General features: G+C 54.7%; 13 protein-coding genes and 1 riboswitch. Of the genes, 12 read left to right on the top strand and 1 reads right to left on the bottom strand.

What is annotated here, in order from left to right; translation table 11 throughout:
- Positions 1–41 precede the first annotated feature (41 nt).
- From G462_RS0109385 to G462_RS23905, 10 genes are all read left to right on the top strand, one after another.
- Positions 42–1,643 (top strand): BCCT family transporter, encoded by a 1,602-nt coding sequence (locus G462_RS0109385; protein ID WP_026958770.1) that lies wholly within the window; start codon positions 42–44, stop codon positions 1,641–1,643.
- A 129-nt stretch (positions 1,644–1,772) separates the two neighbouring features.
- A complete protein-coding gene (locus G462_RS24480; protein WP_342664477.1) occupies positions 1,773–2,108 on the top strand; it encodes a VOC family protein in 336 nt (111 codons plus the stop codon).
- 104 nt (positions 2,109–2,212) lie between these two features.
- Positions 2,213–3,148, top strand: a complete 936-nt coding sequence (locus G462_RS23910) for a hypothetical protein (RefSeq protein ID WP_051326650.1) — start codon at positions 2,213–2,215, stop codon at positions 3,146–3,148.
- 55 nt (positions 3,149–3,203) lie between these two features.
- Positions 3,204–3,743 carry a lipocalin family protein gene (locus G462_RS0109370; RefSeq protein WP_035477379.1) on the top strand — a complete coding sequence of 180 codons (540 nt, stop codon included), beginning with the start codon at positions 3,204–3,206 and terminating at the stop codon, positions 3,741–3,743.
- Positions 3,740–4,084, top strand: a complete 345-nt coding sequence (locus tag G462_RS22315) for a ssr3402 family protein (protein WP_051326649.1) — start codon at positions 3,740–3,742, stop codon at positions 4,082–4,084. The genes G462_RS0109370 and G462_RS22315 overlap by 4 nt, the downstream gene beginning before the upstream one ends.
- A gap of 30 nt (positions 4,085–4,114) precedes the next feature.
- The gene (locus tag G462_RS0109360; protein ID WP_026958767.1) at positions 4,115–5,512 is read left to right on the top strand and encodes a hypothetical protein; all 1,398 of its coding nucleotides are present in this window, start codon (positions 4,115–4,117) and stop codon (positions 5,510–5,512) included.
- 129 nt (positions 5,513–5,641) lie between these two features.
- Positions 5,642–5,741, top strand: a riboswitch (purine riboswitch).
- Positions 5,742–5,836: 95 nt separating this feature from the next.
- Positions 5,837–7,210 (top strand): NCS2 family permease, encoded by a 1,374-nt coding sequence (locus G462_RS0109350; RefSeq protein ID WP_026958766.1) that lies wholly within the window; start codon positions 5,837–5,839, stop codon positions 7,208–7,210.
- 21 nt (positions 7,211–7,231) lie between these two features.
- Positions 7,232–7,840, top strand: coding sequence for a xanthine phosphoribosyltransferase (locus G462_RS0109345; RefSeq protein ID WP_051326648.1), 609 nt, complete (start codon positions 7,232–7,234; stop codon positions 7,838–7,840).
- A gap of 1,023 nt (positions 7,841–8,863) precedes the next feature.
- A complete protein-coding gene (locus G462_RS24765; protein ID WP_211234205.1) occupies positions 8,864–10,471 on the top strand; it encodes a glycoside hydrolase family 6 protein in 1,608 nt (535 codons plus the stop codon).
- A gap of 1,056 nt (positions 10,472–11,527) precedes the next feature.
- Entirely contained in the window at positions 11,528–13,693 is a 2,166-nt protein-coding gene (locus G462_RS23905; protein WP_051326647.1) for a cellulase family glycosylhydrolase, read from the top strand.
- Between the two features lie 67 nt (positions 13,694–13,760).
- On the opposite strand, the gene cra is transcribed toward G462_RS23905, so the two are convergent.
- On the bottom strand, positions 13,761–14,744 hold the full coding sequence (cra, locus tag G462_RS0109320) for a catabolite repressor/activator (RefSeq protein WP_026958762.1): 984 nt from the start codon (positions 14,742–14,744) through the stop codon (positions 13,761–13,763).
- Between the two features lie 339 nt (positions 14,745–15,083).
- Between cra and fruB the strand changes: the two genes are divergently transcribed.
- Both fruB and pfkB read left to right on the top strand, forming a co-directional pair.
- Positions 15,084–16,235 carry a fused PTS fructose transporter subunit IIA/HPr protein gene (fruB, locus tag G462_RS0109315; protein ID WP_026958761.1) on the top strand — a complete coding sequence of 384 codons (1,152 nt, stop codon included), beginning with the start codon at positions 15,084–15,086 and terminating at the stop codon, positions 16,233–16,235.
- Complete coding sequence (gene pfkB / locus G462_RS0109310) at positions 16,235–17,188, top strand: 1-phosphofructokinase (protein ID WP_026958760.1); 954 nt, start codon at positions 16,235–16,237, stop codon at positions 17,186–17,188. The genes fruB and pfkB overlap by 1 nt, the downstream gene beginning before the upstream one ends.

Raw genomic sequence — 17,188 nt, 5'->3', positions numbered from 1 at the left:
GCGCGCTCATTTTTCACGTGCCATCGGCACTTTGAGGACCCATGAGTCAAGGCATTGACAAATACAGTATTGAAAACACCGACTACACCGTAGGACAAGATAACATCACTAAATGGGGGTTCGACGTTCACAACCCCGTCTTTGGCATTAGCGCCGGGCTTATCGCCCTGTTCGTCGCAGCGCTGCTAATAGCCGACTCTTCCACCGCAAAAGCCGCCCTTGATGGTGCCAAATGGGCCATTATTGCCAAGTTCGATGGCTTGTTTATGTGGGCTGGCAACATCTTTATCATCTTCTGTATCGGCCTGGTGCTCTCACCTTACGGCAAGATCCGCATCGGCGGTGCAGACGCTCAAAAAGAGTATTCCAATATTTCATGGCTGGCGATGCTGTTCGCTGCAGGCATGGGTATTGGACTAATCTTCTACGGCGTTGCAGAGCCTGCCGCCTACTTTACTGGCTGGTATGAAACCCCACTTAATATAGAGCCGTTTAGTGAAGAGGCGAAACGCGCTGCGCTGGGCGCGACCATGTTCCACTGGGGCTTCCATGCCTGGGCGATCTACGCGGTTGTGGCACTCTCCATCGCCTTCTTTGCCTACAACAAGGGCTTACCGCTGTCGATCCGCTCGGTGTTCTACCCGCTGCTAGGCGACAGAACTTGGGGCTGGGCGGGCCATATCATCGATATTCTGGCGGTACTGGCGACCTTGTTTGGTCTGGCGACCTCGCTGGGGATAGGTGCGCAGCAGGCGGCAAGCGGCTTGGGTCATGTATTTGGCTTTGAGTCATCGATTGGGGTTCAACTGGGCATCGTGCTGTTTGTTACCTCACTAGCGGTGGTGTCGGTGGTTCGTGGTATCCACGGCGGCGTGAAGGTGCTGAGTAACATTAACTTGGGCGCTGCCTTCGCACTGTTGGTGTTTGTAATTATCGCCAGCATTGCCATCTTCTTTGACTCTATTGCGACCACTTGGAGCTCGTACATGGAGTACGCCATCCCGCTGAGTAACCCATACGGGCGCGAAGACGAAGCCTGGATGCACGGCTGGACCGTGTTCTACTGGGCGTGGTGGATTTCGTGGTCACCTTGCGTTGGTATGTTTATTGCGCGAGTCTCTAAGGGCCGCACCATCCGTGAATTTTTGATCGCGGTGATTGTACTGCCAACCCTTATCACCCTGTTCTGGATGTCGGCCTTCGGCGGTGCAGCCATCGACCAAATCGCCAACAAAGTGGGCGAACTGGGCCAACACGGCCTGACCGATATCACCCTAGCGCTGTTCTACACCTACGAAGCATTGCCGCTAAGTGCGTTGCTGTCGATGCTGTCGGTGTGTCTGATTATGGTGTTCTTTATCACCTCATCGGATTCGGCGTCGCTGGTGATCGACAGCATCACCGCTGGCGGTAAGGTGGATGTACCAGTACCTCAGCGGGTCTTTTGGGCGACCACCGAAGGCGTGATTGCCGCAACCCTGCTATGGGTAGGTGGCACTGAGACCATCGAGGCGCTGCAAGCCGGCACCATCTCAACCGGCTTGCCGTTCACCTTTGTGCTAATGCTGATGTGCGTCACCCTGCTGATGGGGCTGAAGACCGAGCTAGCCAGTACCAAATTGGACTACGCTCGCACCGCATAGCCTTCGCTATCATTTGAAACAACAAACAGCCAAGCGGTTTGTGCCCCTTGGCTGTTTTTCTATTTATTTAGCGCCCTTATGGACGACTGAAGCCCGCTTTTTGTAGGAACTCGATAAGAACCTAAACCAATATTCCATCCCAAGTGTTCTGGTAAAGCGGTATTTGACTGTGGCTGGTATGTCACGGTCAGTATCAATCAAACCGGCCCGGAGCTTAGCTTTATTGAGCCGCAAGCAGAAATGCCTGAGTTTGCCGGCGCCGGCGTTATGCTCAATTTTAAGGTGGCAGATGTGGATGCTGAACATGCGCGCTTAACCAGCGCGGGCCTTGCCATCGCCATGCCGCTGGAAGACCACCCTTGGGGCGACCGTGGCTTCTCGGTCATCGACCCCATCGGCAACACGGTGTATATCTACTCAGATCGCGAACCCAGTGCGGAATTTGCAAAGTTTATCAGCAGCTAGGCGTTACACATGGGAGCTCACATTTCGGTATACCCGGAGAGTGACCTTCGCCGCTAGTTAAGTTACTGTTTAGACAACGTTCCTGCAGTAAGGCTTGTAGCGGTATGGCCTATAAATGTGAAATTATCGAGCACAGCGTAAGCGGCGGAAAGCCAAGCCGCTTTGAGCCAGTAAGCACCTCGCAACAGCCTGAGATTCTGGCTGAAACAAGTAGCCACCAACTCATAATCTCAGACGATTCTTTTTACCTGCAGCGACTGGATGGCCAAGTCGTGTGGCAGCGCTCCTTGTACTTCACTCAAGACTTAATGTCGGAGTTTAGCTACCGCCGCGCTTGGCGTAAGCCTCACGAACGGCCCAAAGAGAACGAGGCGCGCCCTTTTAAGGTATGGATCTCCGACGACCGTCTGCTAGTAGCAACACGCAGCAGATACTACGACTCCGCCTGGGGCACCACCGGCCCCATGTTTATATTGGATATGAAAGATGGCTCAATCATCGCTGAAATGATGGGCCAAAGCGCAGCTGCACTCAGTGGCGGACGCTTTATCACTGGCCGTTCTGGCTACGACTGGTATGACTCCCGCCTGTTCAATCGTGACGGCGAAGTCGTCTGTGAGTGGCCTAGCTATGGCGACTACATCGTTACCGACAACGATGATATCCGGGTGCAGGAGGAGCGTCACAACAGTGGCGACACTGCACATTTAGTCAGGCTACTGCCAAATGGTGAGATGGAGCGAGGCGTAGCGCTTAATCAACAAAGACAGTCAGCGCCTTTAGTGCTGCCTGATGGCGCATGTGTGTTCTTCGATAGTGGTGTGCTGCGTATTGTAGACAAAGCGCTAAATGAGCAGCTCAGCAAGCCACTGCTCGCCCCTAATGAGGAGCTGGGCAGCACCCATTGGCATCGCCTGGAACGCAAAGGCCAGTATATTGAAGCGAGCATTGATTACAGCCAAGGCGACAGTGCCAGCCGTGTTGTGCGAACTTGGCTACTCGCTATCACTAATGAGATTTCACCGGTACATAGTCTTTAACCGAGCGCCGCAATCAGCACCAGAGTCGTCCGCGCAATGACCCAAGGAGCGCATAATGAAAGGATTTCTAACAACTAAGCTGCTAGTGCTAGCAAGCCTCTTTGGCCTAACGGCCTGCCTTGGCATGCCCAACTCAGTCAAGCCGGTTACAGACTTCGAGCTAGATAACTACCTCGGTACTTGGTACGAGGTTGCCCGCCTCGACCACTCCTTCGAGCGCGGCCTTAGCCAGGTGAGCGCCGAGTACAGTTTGCGCGATGACGGCGGCGTGCGGGTGATTAACCGGGGCTACTCGGCAGAGAAAGGCGAGTGGAAGGAGGCCGAGGGCAAAGCCTATTTTGTGCAAGACAGCCAAACCGGCTATTTGAAGGTGTCGTTCTTTGGGCCGTTTTATGGCTCGTATGTGGTGTTTGAGCTTGATAAAGAGGACTACCAGTACGCCTTTATCTCCGGGCCAGATACCGACTACCTGTGGCTGCTAGCGCGCACGCCCAGTGTTGACCCGGCGCTAATTGAGCGCTTCACGACAATGGCGCGTGATAAGGGCTTTGATACCTCGCAGCTAATTCTGGTCGAGCATGGAGAGATCCAATGAGCCGAGTAAAGCGATCTGGCATGCCGCTTGTGACGACACTGCTTGCTACGGCACTGCTGTTTACCAGTGGCTACAGCGCAGCGGCACTGGCGCCCAACTATCAAAACCTGCGCGACTTAGACGCCATGCTCGACTATATGCATGAGCACCCTGAGGTGGCCGCTCGCCTCGATAGCATCGATATGCGCGACTACGTGATTCACTACGATGACAACTGCCGGATTGAGTTTATGCGCGAAGCCCGCATCACCCCACCCGGCTGGGCAGGCCCGGAGGCGCCCTTAGTGTTTAAAACCGACAGCTGTTCAAGTCAAAGAGCTACGCATAGCCAGCTACACTAAGTAGCCAAGCCCAACAATGGCGGCGAGCCTATGGACGAGCTCAAAGACTTTACCCAACACTTACGCAGTATTCACTTTGCCATGGTGCTGACCGCTGGCGCGATCTTACTTGGGCTCAGTAGCAGCAGCTCGCTGTATGAAACCGCGCTAGTGCAGCTGCGCGATATTAATCGCTTAAGCGAACAGCTCACCGCCGAGAGCCTGACTGAAGCCCTGCCTACCAGTGACTCTGCACCTTCCGATACCGCAACGACCGTGAGCCTTACTGAGCTGGTTGAAGAAGCGCTGTACGAATACCTCGAAGCCCTCGACCTTCCCAACCAGTTCGAGCATTTCCACTTCTATGCCTACGAGTATTTGGATGACCCCAATTACGAGGCTGAGCTGCCAGAGTACTTTCACTGGTTTGAGCGCCATTCGCTACTGCTATTTGATGGCAAGAAGGCCTACCCCAATGCAGGGCACTGGATGTATCACCAAGGTCAGCTATTGGCCGAGCAGCGCGAGTACGTCGACCGTTTTCTGCAGGTTGATAAGGTATTGCGTAACCCAATGTTCGATCCCGGTTATCTGGTGGAAGGCAGCAAGATCGCCGAGATCAACCGCCCTGCCGAGCTCACGCTGAGTCAGCTTGATCTAAACCAAGTCACCCGGCTAACCGCCAGCCTGCAAGCGCTGATCATCACCGATAAGGCCTCGCGTGCCGATTACCGTAACAGCCAGCAAATCCTTGAAGAAGACCCCATCGGCTACGAGCGCTTTAGTGGCAGTTTCGATCTGCTCAAACTCAAGCTCAGCCTCTATCCGGTTGAGCACCCGGATGCGCTCAACGGCAATCTGTCGCTAACCCTGCACTTACCTTTCATGTTCGAAATGCATGAATTTGCTTGGATTAACGCCTTGCTGTCAGAGCTGGACTCGAGCACGCAAGTTAGTCCTCGCTATCAAAATGGGCTGCGCAACAGCGCAGAGTTATTCCCTGAGCTGTTTCAGGTGACCGAGCTACTCGCCTCGGCCAGCTACGCAGACTTAGAGCGCTACCTACTCGCCCAACAGCAACAGAACAACGCCCCACTTAACCTATTTGGCCTAAGCATCGATAGCCAACTCATCGGCCTGTGGGGCGTGGTGGTGCTGGTGTTTATCCAGCTCTACTTTGCCATGCACTACCACAATCTAGTGAAGCTGATGGCCCAGCATGCGCGCTTTCATTACCCGTGGATCGGGCTGTATCGTGATCACCTGTCACGCCTGCTGTTCCAGCTATCGCTGCTGCTGCCCACTGGCGTTACGCTGAGCATGGTGATCATCCATGGTATGGGAAGCTATGGCTTTCGAGTGGCCTTGGTGGTGATCGCCCTGCTGACCTTGGCGCTTATCGAGCGCGATTATCTACGCAGCCAGCGGATGCGGGCTTCGTTGAGCTAACTTGCAGCCCGTTTCAGTGCTGCTCTAAGCAGAGCTTTCAATCAGCTTAAACGAATCAACATCAATACTTTGCCAATCTTTGGTCAGATAAGAGCGCGCATTATTGAAGTTTCTGACCACATGGTTATAATCCGCGACCAAGTTTTGAGCTGTATATCACCGGTAATCTGGACCGGAAGTTTCTACCGCGGGACCGAATCCTGCGACTACAGTCCTCACCTGCCTAATGCCTGAATTTCACCGTTCTGATGCTAATGGGGTAGATGTACATCCGTTGATGTCCAGCTCAAGTGATCCCTTTAACTATCGATAATCAGGCTGACCGTGACTACTGCAACCACACTGTCCAAACCGACTGGCTTCCGCGCTGTACTGGATGCCACCTTCAAAATCAGTGAACGTCGAAGCACCATTAGCACCGAGCTATATGCGGGCTTTCTTACCTTCCTGGCCATGAGCTACATCCTGGCAGTTAACCCAGCCATTCTGGGTGATATTCCGGGTATGGATGGCGGCGCTATCTTCACCGCAACGGCGCTGGCAGCCGCCTTCGCCACCTTTGTGATGGGTGTGTTTGGCAACTATCCGGTGATGCTGGCGCCGGGGATGAGCATGAACGGCTTCTTTAAAGGCCTGCTGTTCTCGGGCTCGGTTGCCCTACTATGGCACGAAGCGCTGTTTGGCATCTTCCTCTCTGGTGTGGTGTACCTGATTTTCTCGATGACCAAAATCCGCAAGACCATGATCGAGTCGATCCCAGAAGACCTTAAGCTAGCGATTACAGCCTCGCTGGGTATGTTCATCGCCTTCCTTGGCCTGAAAAACGCCGGCATTATCGTCGCCAATCCGTTTATTCTGGTGAGCATGGGCGATGTGTTGCAGCCACAAGTGGCGATTGCTTACATCAGCTTGTTTGTCGCGCTAGGCTGCATGGTGCGTGATATCAAGCTGGCCACCTTTATCGCATTTATCTGCTCAATGGTACTGACCGTTCTGGCCGACCTGTTTATGGGCACCAGCAACGCCGCCTTCCCCGAGCAGCTGGTATCAGCGCCACCGAGCATGGCAGCGGGCTTCGGTCAGATCTTCAACTTCAGCCATATGACCGCTGAGAAGCTGTTTGATCTGCTGTTCGTGGTGATCATCTTCTTTATCGTCGACTTCTTCGACGGCCTGTCTACCATCGTTGGTGTAGGCCGCGACGCGGGCATTATCGACAAAGACGGCAAGGTGCCGAACGCTCGCTCAGCGCTGATTGCTGACGCTGGCGGCACCGTAGTGGGCACCGTGTTAGGCACCACCTCGGTGACAGCCTTCTCGGAGTCGGGCATTGCCTCGGCCCAAGGCGCGAAGACCGGTCTGGCTGCGGTTACCGTAGCGGCGTTGTTCCTGGTATCGCTGTTCCTCTACCCGATCTTCTCAATGTTTAGCACTGCCATTGTGGCGCCAGCGATGATCACCGTGGGCGTGTACATGATTGGCCGCTTGGGCCAGATCAAGTGGGACCAGAAAGAGTCGCGCATCGCCGCCTTCTTTACCGTGATGTTTACCGTACTGAGCTTCTCTCCAGCCAACGGTATGGCGATGGGCTTTATCAGCTACGCCTTCGCCATGTTGGCCGCCGGTAAAGGCAAGCAGGTTCACCCTCTGATCTACGGCCTGTCGCTGATCTTCATCGGCTACCTGGTTATGCTGTAAGGCTGCAATAAAAAGAACGCTATGCAATACCAACAACAAGATACAGCGACGCGGGCGCTAAACCCGCTGGAGCAGGCCATTCTCGACAAGGGTGTGGTGAAAAGCGCGGCAGCTTTGGATGTGAGCGCTTTTATCAGCCGCCAGATTGACGTACAGCTGCTGAACTGGTGTGCCACGGCCATCGCCGAGCACTATCGGGGTAAGCAGATCGATAAGATCGTCACCATCGAAGCTGGTGGTATCGCCATTGCCACCTTGGTGGCCTTGGCGATGGAGCTGCCCTTAGTGGTGGGCAAAAAAGCCGCCACCATCTTGGACAACGCCGAGCTGCTAAGCACCGAGGTAAAAAGCTTTACCAAGAACACCCAGTACACCCTCACCATGGATAGCCGCCACTTTAGCCCCAACGAGCGGGTGCTGTTTGTCGATGACTTCCTGGCCCACGGCCAAGCCGTGCTGGGCATGCAGGAGATCTGTCAGCAAGCTGGCGTCACCTTGGCCGGTCTGGGCATTGTGATTGAAAAGAGCTTCCAGCATGGCGCGCAGATTGCCGAAGACAACGGCATCGCGGTGCTATCGCTCGCCCAGCTTGCCTCTCTGGAGCCTGCGGTGAGCTTTAAGGGCCTGTAACAGCGCTATCCTCCCGTTAACGGTGGTTGCCGTTGGCGGGAGTTTTCTTTCTACCTGCGGCTAACGCCCTTACATTTTTATCTCTCAGCTTTCCCCACCCTCCTCTTTCGCACCCTCCCCTTTCGCACCCAAATGGCTTCGCACTCTGCGAACGACTCACCAAACAACTGGCTAGTCTCACGTCTTGACTAATCTGCGATAGCAAAGTGATGTTGCTATGGCATAATAAAAACAACGAGTTAGAGGAATAACGATGGTCAGGTACAACAGAGCAAATGACAGACTCAACAGGGCACTAAACGCAAAGACTTGGCACTTTGCTAAACGGGTAGTTAAAACTCTACGCAACAAAGAACTCAGCGGTATTGAGCGCCTCCAGCATATCCAGCTCGACATCCTCGAGAACAAAGGCTTAGCAGTTACACTCGCGATCAACATTGTTTTGGGAAGCATGTTTCTGTTTTTGGTGCTGCCGGAGGTTGTCAGGCAAATACTTGGCTAATCGAGTACTTCCCCCTCCATCACAACAGATAGTACCAGCCTGCCTAAGATCACAGGTTTTTTCCGCTGCAGGAAACTGCCACTGAAAGTTTCATTTTTCCCCTCAATGAATTAATTTTTTTATCAATAGCAGCTATCTGTTTGTTTCTTCCGACATAGACAGTGAGCTTTATATCAGTAATTACTTGAAGCAACGCTAACTTGGTTTTCGATAGAGGGCGGTTGCCGACTCTATCTGGTCGTCAAGCAACGCGCTGTCAGCCAAGCCCCTTCTGCTACTGCTACTGCTATCACCATCCGCAGAGCGAACAGGCGCCAAAGGCTGCACTGAGCATGTGTTGAAGGCCACCAAGGCAATTTGCCCATCAGCGGCAAACTAAGGCCCTCCCTCTGCTCTGGCAACGCCCAAAGCACCAATACACAGCACGCGCGCCTCCCCCATCGCACAGGCATTCGCCACTGCGATTAAAACCGGTAGCGCGCGCTGTGTGCTGAATTAAAGGAATATTACGAGGGCAAATTATGGAAAGTAATACGCGTAACCTAAGCACGCTACGGCGTACTTGCTGCGCTTGTGTGGGAGGAGGCCTGTGGCTGATGTCACTCGGCTCGGCCCAGGCAGCGACCTGCGAGTACCTTATCTCCAACCAATGGAACTCCGGCTTCGCCGCCGAAATCGTGATCACCAACGATGGCGACACTGCCATTAGTGGCTGGGACATCAGCTGGGCCTATCAGGGCGTTGATCGCATCAACAGCAGCTGGAACGTCTCACTATCAGGAAGCAACCCCTACAGCGCCAGTGGCGTGAGCTGGAACGACAATATCCCGGTCGGCGGCAGCGTCAGCTTTGGCTTCACCGGTACCAAAGGCACAGCTAGCGCCGAGATACCGGAAGTAAGCGGCGATGTGTGCGCGCCTGCCAATCAAGCGCCGGTTGCTGCAGTCAGCGCCGATGTCACTTCCGGCGATGCGCCGCTTACCGTGATGTTTGATGCCACTGCCTCTGAAGACCCCGATGGTAGCTACGCCGGGCTCAGCTTTAGTTGGGACTTTGGCGACGGCAACCTTGGCCAAGGCGACATGGTCAGCCACACCTACCAAGGTGCTGGCACGTTTGTGGCAACCGTCACCGTAACTGATGAAGGCGGCGCAGCGGGCTCAGCCAGCGTATCCATCACCGCCATTGGCAACGAAGCCCCCATCGCAGCGGCGAGCGCTACCCCAACGCAGGGCCCAGCCCCGATCGAGGTGAACTTCGATGGCTCCGGCTCATACGACCCCGATAATGGCCCAGAAAATCTTAGCTATAGCTGGGACTTTGGCTTGGATAGCGCCGTTGGGCTCTATCCAAGCCATACCTACACCGCAGAGGGCAGCTACCAAGCCACACTCACGGTGAGCGATGGCGAAGCCAGCGCCAGCTCGGTGGTAAATATCTTGGTGGGCGATATCGCAGAGCGAGTCGATAATCCCTTCGTCGGCGTTAAGTACTACGTCGATCCGCTATGGTCGGCCAAGGCCGCCGCAGAGCCTAATGGCGAGCTGATAGCCGGTTACAACACCGCGGTATGGATGGACCGCATCGGCGCGATCACCGACGGCATTGGCCTACGTGGCCACCTCGATGAGGCGCTGGCCCAGCAAGCTGGGATGCTTATGTTTGTGGTATACGATCTGCCCAACCGCGACTGCGCGGCGCTAGCCTCCAACGGCGAGCTGCGGATCAGCGAAGATGGCTTGGCCCGCTACCAAGATGAGTATATTGCGCCGATCATGGAGATTATCTCCGATCCGAAATACGCCAATCTGCGCATCGTGGCTATTGTCGAGGTCGATTCACTGCCTAACCTGGTGACCAACCTCAACGAACCTGACTGCGCCGAGGCCAATGGCCCGGGCGGCTATCGCGACGGTATTCGCCACACCCTCAACGAACTGGGTAAGCTGGACAACGTCTATGCTTATCTGGATATCGCCCACTCGGGTTGGCTGGGTTGGTCGGATAACTTTGCCGAGGCAATCACGCTGATTGGCGATGTGATTGAGAGCAGCGATACCGGCTGGAACAGTGTCGCCGGTTTCGTGACCAATACCTCCAACTACACCCCAACGGTTGAGCCCTTCTAGCCAGACCCTGAGCTGCGCTTTGGCGGCAACCCAATCCGTTCCTCAGATTTCTATGAGTGGAACAACTATCTGGATGAGAAGACCTTCGCACAGGATTGGCGTCTGGCCATGACTCAACGGAAAAACCATAACGCTTATAAAACAGTGACTTACAAAGTAAAGAGCTACCAAGTAGCAGTTTATGCCCTCAATCAAATCAAACACTTAACTTGCTGTTTTACCCGAGTATTAAGAATTTCCTAGCTATCTTGTGTAACTCTGCATTTGATGGCGTTTAGAGTCATGTCGAACTGTGCAACCTAACCCTATGAGACTGCATTATCTTGAGCTATCGCGCTCTTGACGAGGTAACGGAACGAATCTGGTAGCGGCTGACATATCCTCGATTATTGACTTCACATTCAATATTTACCAACAACACGCCTAAGTTTTTGAGTTAAGGTTCCTCGAAAGTAGCAACTTTTCCAGCAGTGTGTTCAACCCCTTTGAGCCTCATCCGCCCGATAAGCTTATAAAAGCTTAAAACACCGTGCCACTCTAAATATCCGGCAATCGCTCTGTTAAGATCCTGAACTTCTGACATGACAAACCATTCAGCTTGGCTGCACTGCGCAGGGCCGAAACTAACCATGACAATTAAACACTGGAGCAGGCTCAAACAATTGTGCCATACATTGGAAAGTAGGCAAAAAAAACCGCGCAGGAGATGCGCGGCGTTAAAAAACCCATTTAAGGAAAGGATAAAAGGATGCTTTCAAAACTGAAAAGCGTGAACCTGTATCTGGCAAGAAAAACAGACTCGTAATAAGACTAGCACCAAAATTCGTAACGTTGCGATTTATTATTGGAGAAATCGTTATTCAGGTCACAAAAACCGCTCCCAACACTACAAAACCTCGTTCAGTAATCCGCTCACGCGCCTCCAGTCACAGCAAAGAGCCAGATCACGAAATCGTAACGTTGCCATTTCACTGGAGTGAAAAGCTCGTTAGCATGCCCATGCGTCTGTTTTATAGACAGCAGTAAGCCACTTAACTATCCACACGGAGAATAACAATGAAAGGATATGGTCGTCCTTGGTTACAACCAGCGGGTTTGCTGGCGCTTACGCTTGCCCTATCAGCCTGCGGCTCCTCTTCCGGAGACTCGCAGAACGAAGAACGCTACGTACCGCCATCGGGAAATGGCAGTAGCGTGAACTACCTGGAGTACCAAGGGAAACAGGTCTACCTCAATGGTGCGAACATCGCGTGGCTAAGCTTCGCGCAAGACTTTGGTCAAGGACTGGATGAAACCACCTTTAATCACATACTCGATCAGCTGGTCGCGGCCGGTGGCAATAGCCTGCGCTGGTGGGTGCATGTTAACGGCAGCGCAAGCCCTATCTGGGACGAGAACAGTCAGTTAGTTGCCGATGCAACCAGCCAGCAAGCGGTAATCGATGATATCAAGCGGGCGCTCGATCTGGCGCAGGCGAAAGGGGTGTACCTGATGCCCTGCCTATGGTCGTTCGATATGTTGGCCATCACCCAGCAAGGGGTGGATGCAGTGGCGGAGCGCAACTACGCGATCCTCAGCGAAGCCCAAACTCGACAGAGCTATATCGACAACTTCTTGCTGCCCTTAATCGAGCAAACCGCCGGTCACCCGGCGTTGATTGCCATCGACCTGTTCAATGAACCGGAAAATATGACCGAGCAATGGTTTATCGACCGTGAGTCACTCCCCGGCTCGCTAGTGCCTGCTATCAATGATATTCACACCACCACCGCACTGTTTAGCGCAGCGATCCACCAGCGCGCCGACGAACTCGGTGAGGAGATCTTGGTCACGACTGGGCCAAAATCCCTTGGCCTGTATAACACCGATGGCTTTGGTGGTAACAACTACTACTCCGACGAGCGGATGATCAACCTTGGCGGTGAAGACGCGCCCTTGGATTTCTATGCGCCTCACTACTACGACGATATGCAAAAAGAAGGCGCGTGGTCGCCCTATCACCACATGGCCAGCTATTGGGAGCTAGATAAACCGGTGGTACTGGGTGAGTTCTTCGCAACCGATCAAGCCTACAAACCCGGGGTTCATGATTTCTTTGGTGATGAGGTAGGACTGGCCGAGCTGTGCCCGCGACTCGAGAGCAACGGCTATGCCGGCGGGTTCCCTTGGCAGTGGGCCAACGCCAACTACCGGGAGTCGGTGTTCGATTGTATCCGCGCTGTCTCGGGGAATGAACCCAGTGACCCAGAGCAAAGCCTAAGCTTTGATTTCGCAGATGGGCAGCTGCCGTTCGGTTTTGCCGCCAGCTCTAATACCGGCGCTGCCGGAGCGCTCTCCATTTCTGATCAAGTCAGTCTTGTTGGAGATTATTCTCTGGCGCTGAACTTCAGCGAAGATGCCGGCGAGAAGAAAGTCTACCTGAGCCTGCCGATGCCCACCGAAGCCAAGATGGCCAGCCTTAGTGCCCAGGTATGGGTTCCACAGTCTTTGGTCGACAGCGGCCTGAACATAGCCAAAGCCTATGCCAAAGCGGGTAGCAGCTGGACCTGGAGCAGCACCGCTGACATCAGCTTGAAAGGTGATAGCTGGAACCCGATTGTGTGGATCCCAGATAGCCCGATTGAATCGCTACAAGAGCTGGGCCTGCAATTCTATGCCGGAGAGCAATCCGCCGCCATCAGCGATGGTAGTGTCTACATCGACGATGTGCAGATTGCCGCAGAGCAGTCTGATAGCGGACCAAGTGAGCCGGAGCCACAAGTGCGCTTCGACTTTGAGGGTCTCGATGCTGTACCCGCGGTGTTATCTGCAATATCGTGGTCTGGCGGCAGCGGCGCGTTGTCGCTAAGCGAGGGCCAAGGCAGCGATGCCAGCACTGCCCTGCTGGCCCGATTCGATGAGGCTAGCGGCGAGAAGAAAATCGTACTGTATATTCAAGAAGCGAGTCAGCAAAGTCTGAGCGCGTTGTCGATGACGGTGCGCTTGTCCGAGCAGGCCATCGCGGCCGGGATCAGCGGCGGCAAACTGTTTGCTCAAACCGGAGCTGGATGGGATTACCAAAGCGGTGAGTGGATCAGCCTAGAGGATAATCAATGGCATAGCATTAGCTGGCAACCCGATACAGCGCTTGAGGACGTGCAAGCCTTTGGTCTGGAGCTATACGCTGGCAATGGTGTGGCATCCGCTGAGATTGATGTCTATATCGACGATCTAGACTACTAAGCCACCAACACAGGGCACGCTGCCGGCTTGCCCTGCTCACCTCTCCGGCTATCTCGTACAACCGCCCTTACCCACGAGTAACCAGCTTTCTTGGCACTACCTCAACTCCGCTTTGATAATCGCCACGGGCGGCGGCAAACGCTAGCGCAATCGCCTGACTGGCCAACAGCTCAAACTGCTGCGGTAGCGATTGCACCTTAATCGGCAACATATCCAGCAGGCGGTGATCACCGAAGGTGGCTATCTTGACCCGGCTAAGCACATCTGGATGACGACTCAAGCAATCCAGCACCCCTTCAAACAAGATGTATGAGGTTACCACCAGCCCCTGCGGCAGTTGATCGGCCGCCAGCCACTGCTCCACCAAGCGCGCGCCTTGCTCGCGGCTAAATCGCTCACCGTAGCCTTGCAGCACTGCAACGCCCGGATACTTGGAGGTAGCCGCGGTGAAGCCCTGCTCCCGTTGCCGCGAAACCACTAATGTGGGCACCGCACCGATCAATCCCAGCGAGCTGCAGCCTTGCTCCAGCAAGCTGTTGGTCAGTGCCAGTGCGCCTTCAAAGTCTTCACTGATCACCGAGGCAAAATGCTCATCGTTAAACATCCGGTCCACCGCAATAACCGGCACGCCCTGCTGTTGAATGTTTAGATAAAAGGGATCGTCACCGGGCAGGCAGGACGCAACAATCAAGGCATCGATACGCCGGGAGATCAGGCTGTTTGCCACTTCACGCTCGTTGTCGGGTAGATCATCGCTGCAAGAAATCAGCATATGGTAGCCCTGAGCCCGGGCATCCCGCTCCATCAGCTTGGCCAGTTTAGCGTAGGAGCTGTTCTCCAAGTCCGGCACGATTAAGCCAAAGGTTTTGCTTACCCCGGCGCGTAAGGCACTGGCGGCATGATTGGGCTGGAAGCCATGCGCCTCCACCACCGCCATCACCTTGTCGCGGGTTTTCTGGCTTATCCGATACTTGTCAGCCTTGCCATTGATAACGTAGCTAGCAGTGGTTTTTGACACCCCCGCCAGCTTGGCGATTTCATCCAGTTTCATCTCTACTCCTCGCCGCTGAAACGATCCTTTTCGGCGATCAAATGTGAACAGGATCACTTAAGCGGAAAGTTCTTTTCCAAGCAATTTGCAATATTAGCTGAAACGGTTCAGCCTGTCATTATCCCTTATGTTTAGCCCTGACCTTAACCATCACGGCTTTTTTTAGCGCAGCCTGCTGAATCGTTTCAGCTTAAAGGTAAAGTAAGTTGAAGATGGCAATCAGCGAAACGCGCATAACAGTAAAGACCAGGCAAAACACGGCGGGAAAACAGTGAACACAGCGGCCGAAGTAGCAGGCTCAGACGCCATGCAGACCGCCCCAAAAAGGTTGAGACTCCGATGTTAGATTTACAGGAACACAATATTCAGCTTGGCCAACAGGCCAGCGACAAACAGCAGGCTATCCGCCAACTGGCCGCCTCACTGCAACAGTCTGGCAATGTTGCTGCCGGATATGTCGAGGGGATGCTGGCGCGTGAAGCGCAAACCTCTACCTACTTGGGTAGCGGCATCGCAATCCCCCACGGCACCACCGATACCCGCGACCAAGTTAAGCAAACCGGCGTGAGCGTGCACCACTTTGCCGAAGGCGTGGATTGGGGCGATGGCAATACCGTTTATCTGGCCGTTGGCATTGCCGCCAAATCAGATGAGCATCTGGCCATCCTCAAGCAACTCACCCGGGTACTCAGTGCCGATGGCGTTGAGCAGGCATTAAAACAAGCCGATAGCACCAACGCTGTCTTGGCCCTGCTCAATGGCGAAACTCAGTTAGCGATCGATTTTAACCAGCAACTGGTGCTGGATAACTTACCCATTAGCGATGCGCTGCAAGCGCGGGTACTGGCTGCAGGCCTGCTGAAAAATCATGGACTGGTCACCGGTGCTGCGGTGAGCGAAGCGGCAAGTGCGCAGCAGAGCTATCTGGGCGAAGGCGTATGGCTGAGCCAACTGCAGAGCAGCGCCCGCAAGTCAGCGCTTGCGGTGATTCGGCCCGACACCGCCATCGACGCAGACAGCCCACAACCGATGCGGGTGTTGCTGTCATTGGCGATCGCTAATCGTAGCTGCGATGCCCTACTCGAGCAGCTCGCCGAGCTGTGCTTTAACGGCGACTTAGCGCAACTACATCAGCTAGCGCCACAAGCGCTGGTTGAGACCTTATTAGGTCAGGAAGGGTTGGCTGAGGAAAGCCCCGCCGCCGACACTGCCGATGGCAACACCCAAGTGTTCCAGATCCGCAACGCCCATGGCCTGCACGCCCGTCCCGGCGCCCTGCTGGTAGCCGAGGCCAAGAAATTCACCAGCAAGATCAGCGTGAGCAATCTCGATGGCGAAGGCAAAGCGGTCAACGCCAAGAGCCTGATGAAGGTGATGACCCTCGGCGTAAAAGCCCAACATCGCCTGCAGTTCACCGCCGATGGCCCCGACGCACAAGATGCCTTAGCCGCCATTGGCGCCGCCATTGATAGCGGCTTGGGAGAAGGCTAATGACTGCTCAACGTATTCTCTGCGTCACCCTCAACCCCGCACTGGACCTTACCGGCACGCTGGAGCAGCTAAGCCGCGGCAGCGTGAATCTGGTGGATTACGCCAGCCTGCACGCCGCCGGGAAAGGGGTCAATGTTGCGAAAGTGTTGGCGGAGCTGGGCGCTAATGTCAGCGTCAGCGGCTTTCTTGGGCTCGACAATGCCTCGGCGTTCGAAGAGCTGTTCAAGCAACTGGAGGTCGAGGATCACTTTATCCGTGTTCCCGGCGCGACCCGCACCAACGTTAAGCTGGTAGAAGCCTCGCAGCAGGTCACCGATGTTAACTTCCCGGGTATGCCCATCGACGCACAAGCGCTGCAAGCCTTAGAAGCCAAGCTACTGAGTCTGGTTGACACCCACCCTTGGGTGGTGATGGCCGGTAGTCTGCCGCCGGGGGTAAGCCCGGCGCAGTTTGGCCAGCTGGTTAGCAAGCTCAAACAGGCCGGCGCCAAGGTACTGGTCGACAGTTCACGGGAGGCGCTCACGGAGGCGCTGCAGGCTGGCCCCTACATGGTCAAGCCCAACCAGGAAGAATTGGAACAATGGTGTGGTCAACCGCTCGAGAATATCGCAGCGATTCAGGCACAAGGCGAGCGGCTGGCAGCTCTCGGGATTGCCCACGTGGTTATCTCCCGCGGAGAACAAGGCGTGCTGTGGCTGCATCAAGGCAACTGGTATCAAGCACAGCCGCCACTGATGCAAGTGGTGAGCACCGTGGGTGCAGGCGATACCTTTGTCGCTGGTTTCTGCTGGGGGCTGAGCCAAGGCCACGTTGAGGCCGAGCAGTTACGCTTTGCCACCGCGCTTTCCGCGCTAGCAGTCAGCCAGGTTGGCGTTGGCGTGCCGCCGCAGCACAAGCTGCAAGCCACTCTGGACAACACCACATTCAGCAAATTAAGCAAAACAGAAGGATAA

Origin of the sequence: Aliagarivorans taiwanensis DSM 22990, assembly GCF_000429505.1 — a bacterium.
Taxonomy (GTDB): Bacteria; Pseudomonadota; Gammaproteobacteria; order Enterobacterales; family Celerinatantimonadaceae; genus Aliagarivorans; species Aliagarivorans taiwanensis.
Note: the sequence above shows the minus strand (reverse complement) of the source record. Positions and strands in the feature narration are given on the sequence as shown.

Coding starts and splice junctions, on each gene's coding strand:
- G462_RS0109385 (WP_026958770.1), top strand. CDS start 42: ATGAGTCAAGGCATTGACAAATACAGTATTGAAAACACCGACTACACC.
- G462_RS23910 (WP_051326650.1), top strand. CDS start 2,213: ATGGCCTATAAATGTGAAATTATCGAGCACAGCGTAAGCGGCGGAAAG.
- G462_RS0109370 (WP_035477379.1), top strand. CDS start 3,204: ATGAAAGGATTTCTAACAACTAAGCTGCTAGTGCTAGCAAGCCTCTTT.
- G462_RS22315 (WP_051326649.1), top strand. CDS start 3,740: ATGAGCCGAGTAAAGCGATCTGGCATGCCGCTTGTGACGACACTGCTT.
- G462_RS0109360 (WP_026958767.1), top strand. CDS start 4,115: ATGGACGAGCTCAAAGACTTTACCCAACACTTACGCAGTATTCACTTT.
- G462_RS0109345 (WP_051326648.1), top strand. CDS start 7,232: ATGCAATACCAACAACAAGATACAGCGACGCGGGCGCTAAACCCGCTG.
- G462_RS24765 (WP_211234205.1), top strand. CDS start 8,864: ATGGAAAGTAATACGCGTAACCTAAGCACGCTACGGCGTACTTGCTGC.
- G462_RS23905 (WP_051326647.1), top strand. CDS start 11,528: ATGAAAGGATATGGTCGTCCTTGGTTACAACCAGCGGGTTTGCTGGCG.
- cra (WP_026958762.1), bottom strand. CDS start 14,744: ATGAAACTGGATGAAATCGCCAAGCTGGCGGGGGTGTCAAAAACCACT.
- fruB (WP_026958761.1), top strand. CDS start 15,084: ATGTTAGATTTACAGGAACACAATATTCAGCTTGGCCAACAGGCCAGC.
- pfkB (WP_026958760.1), top strand. CDS start 16,235: ATGACTGCTCAACGTATTCTCTGCGTCACCCTCAACCCCGCACTGGAC.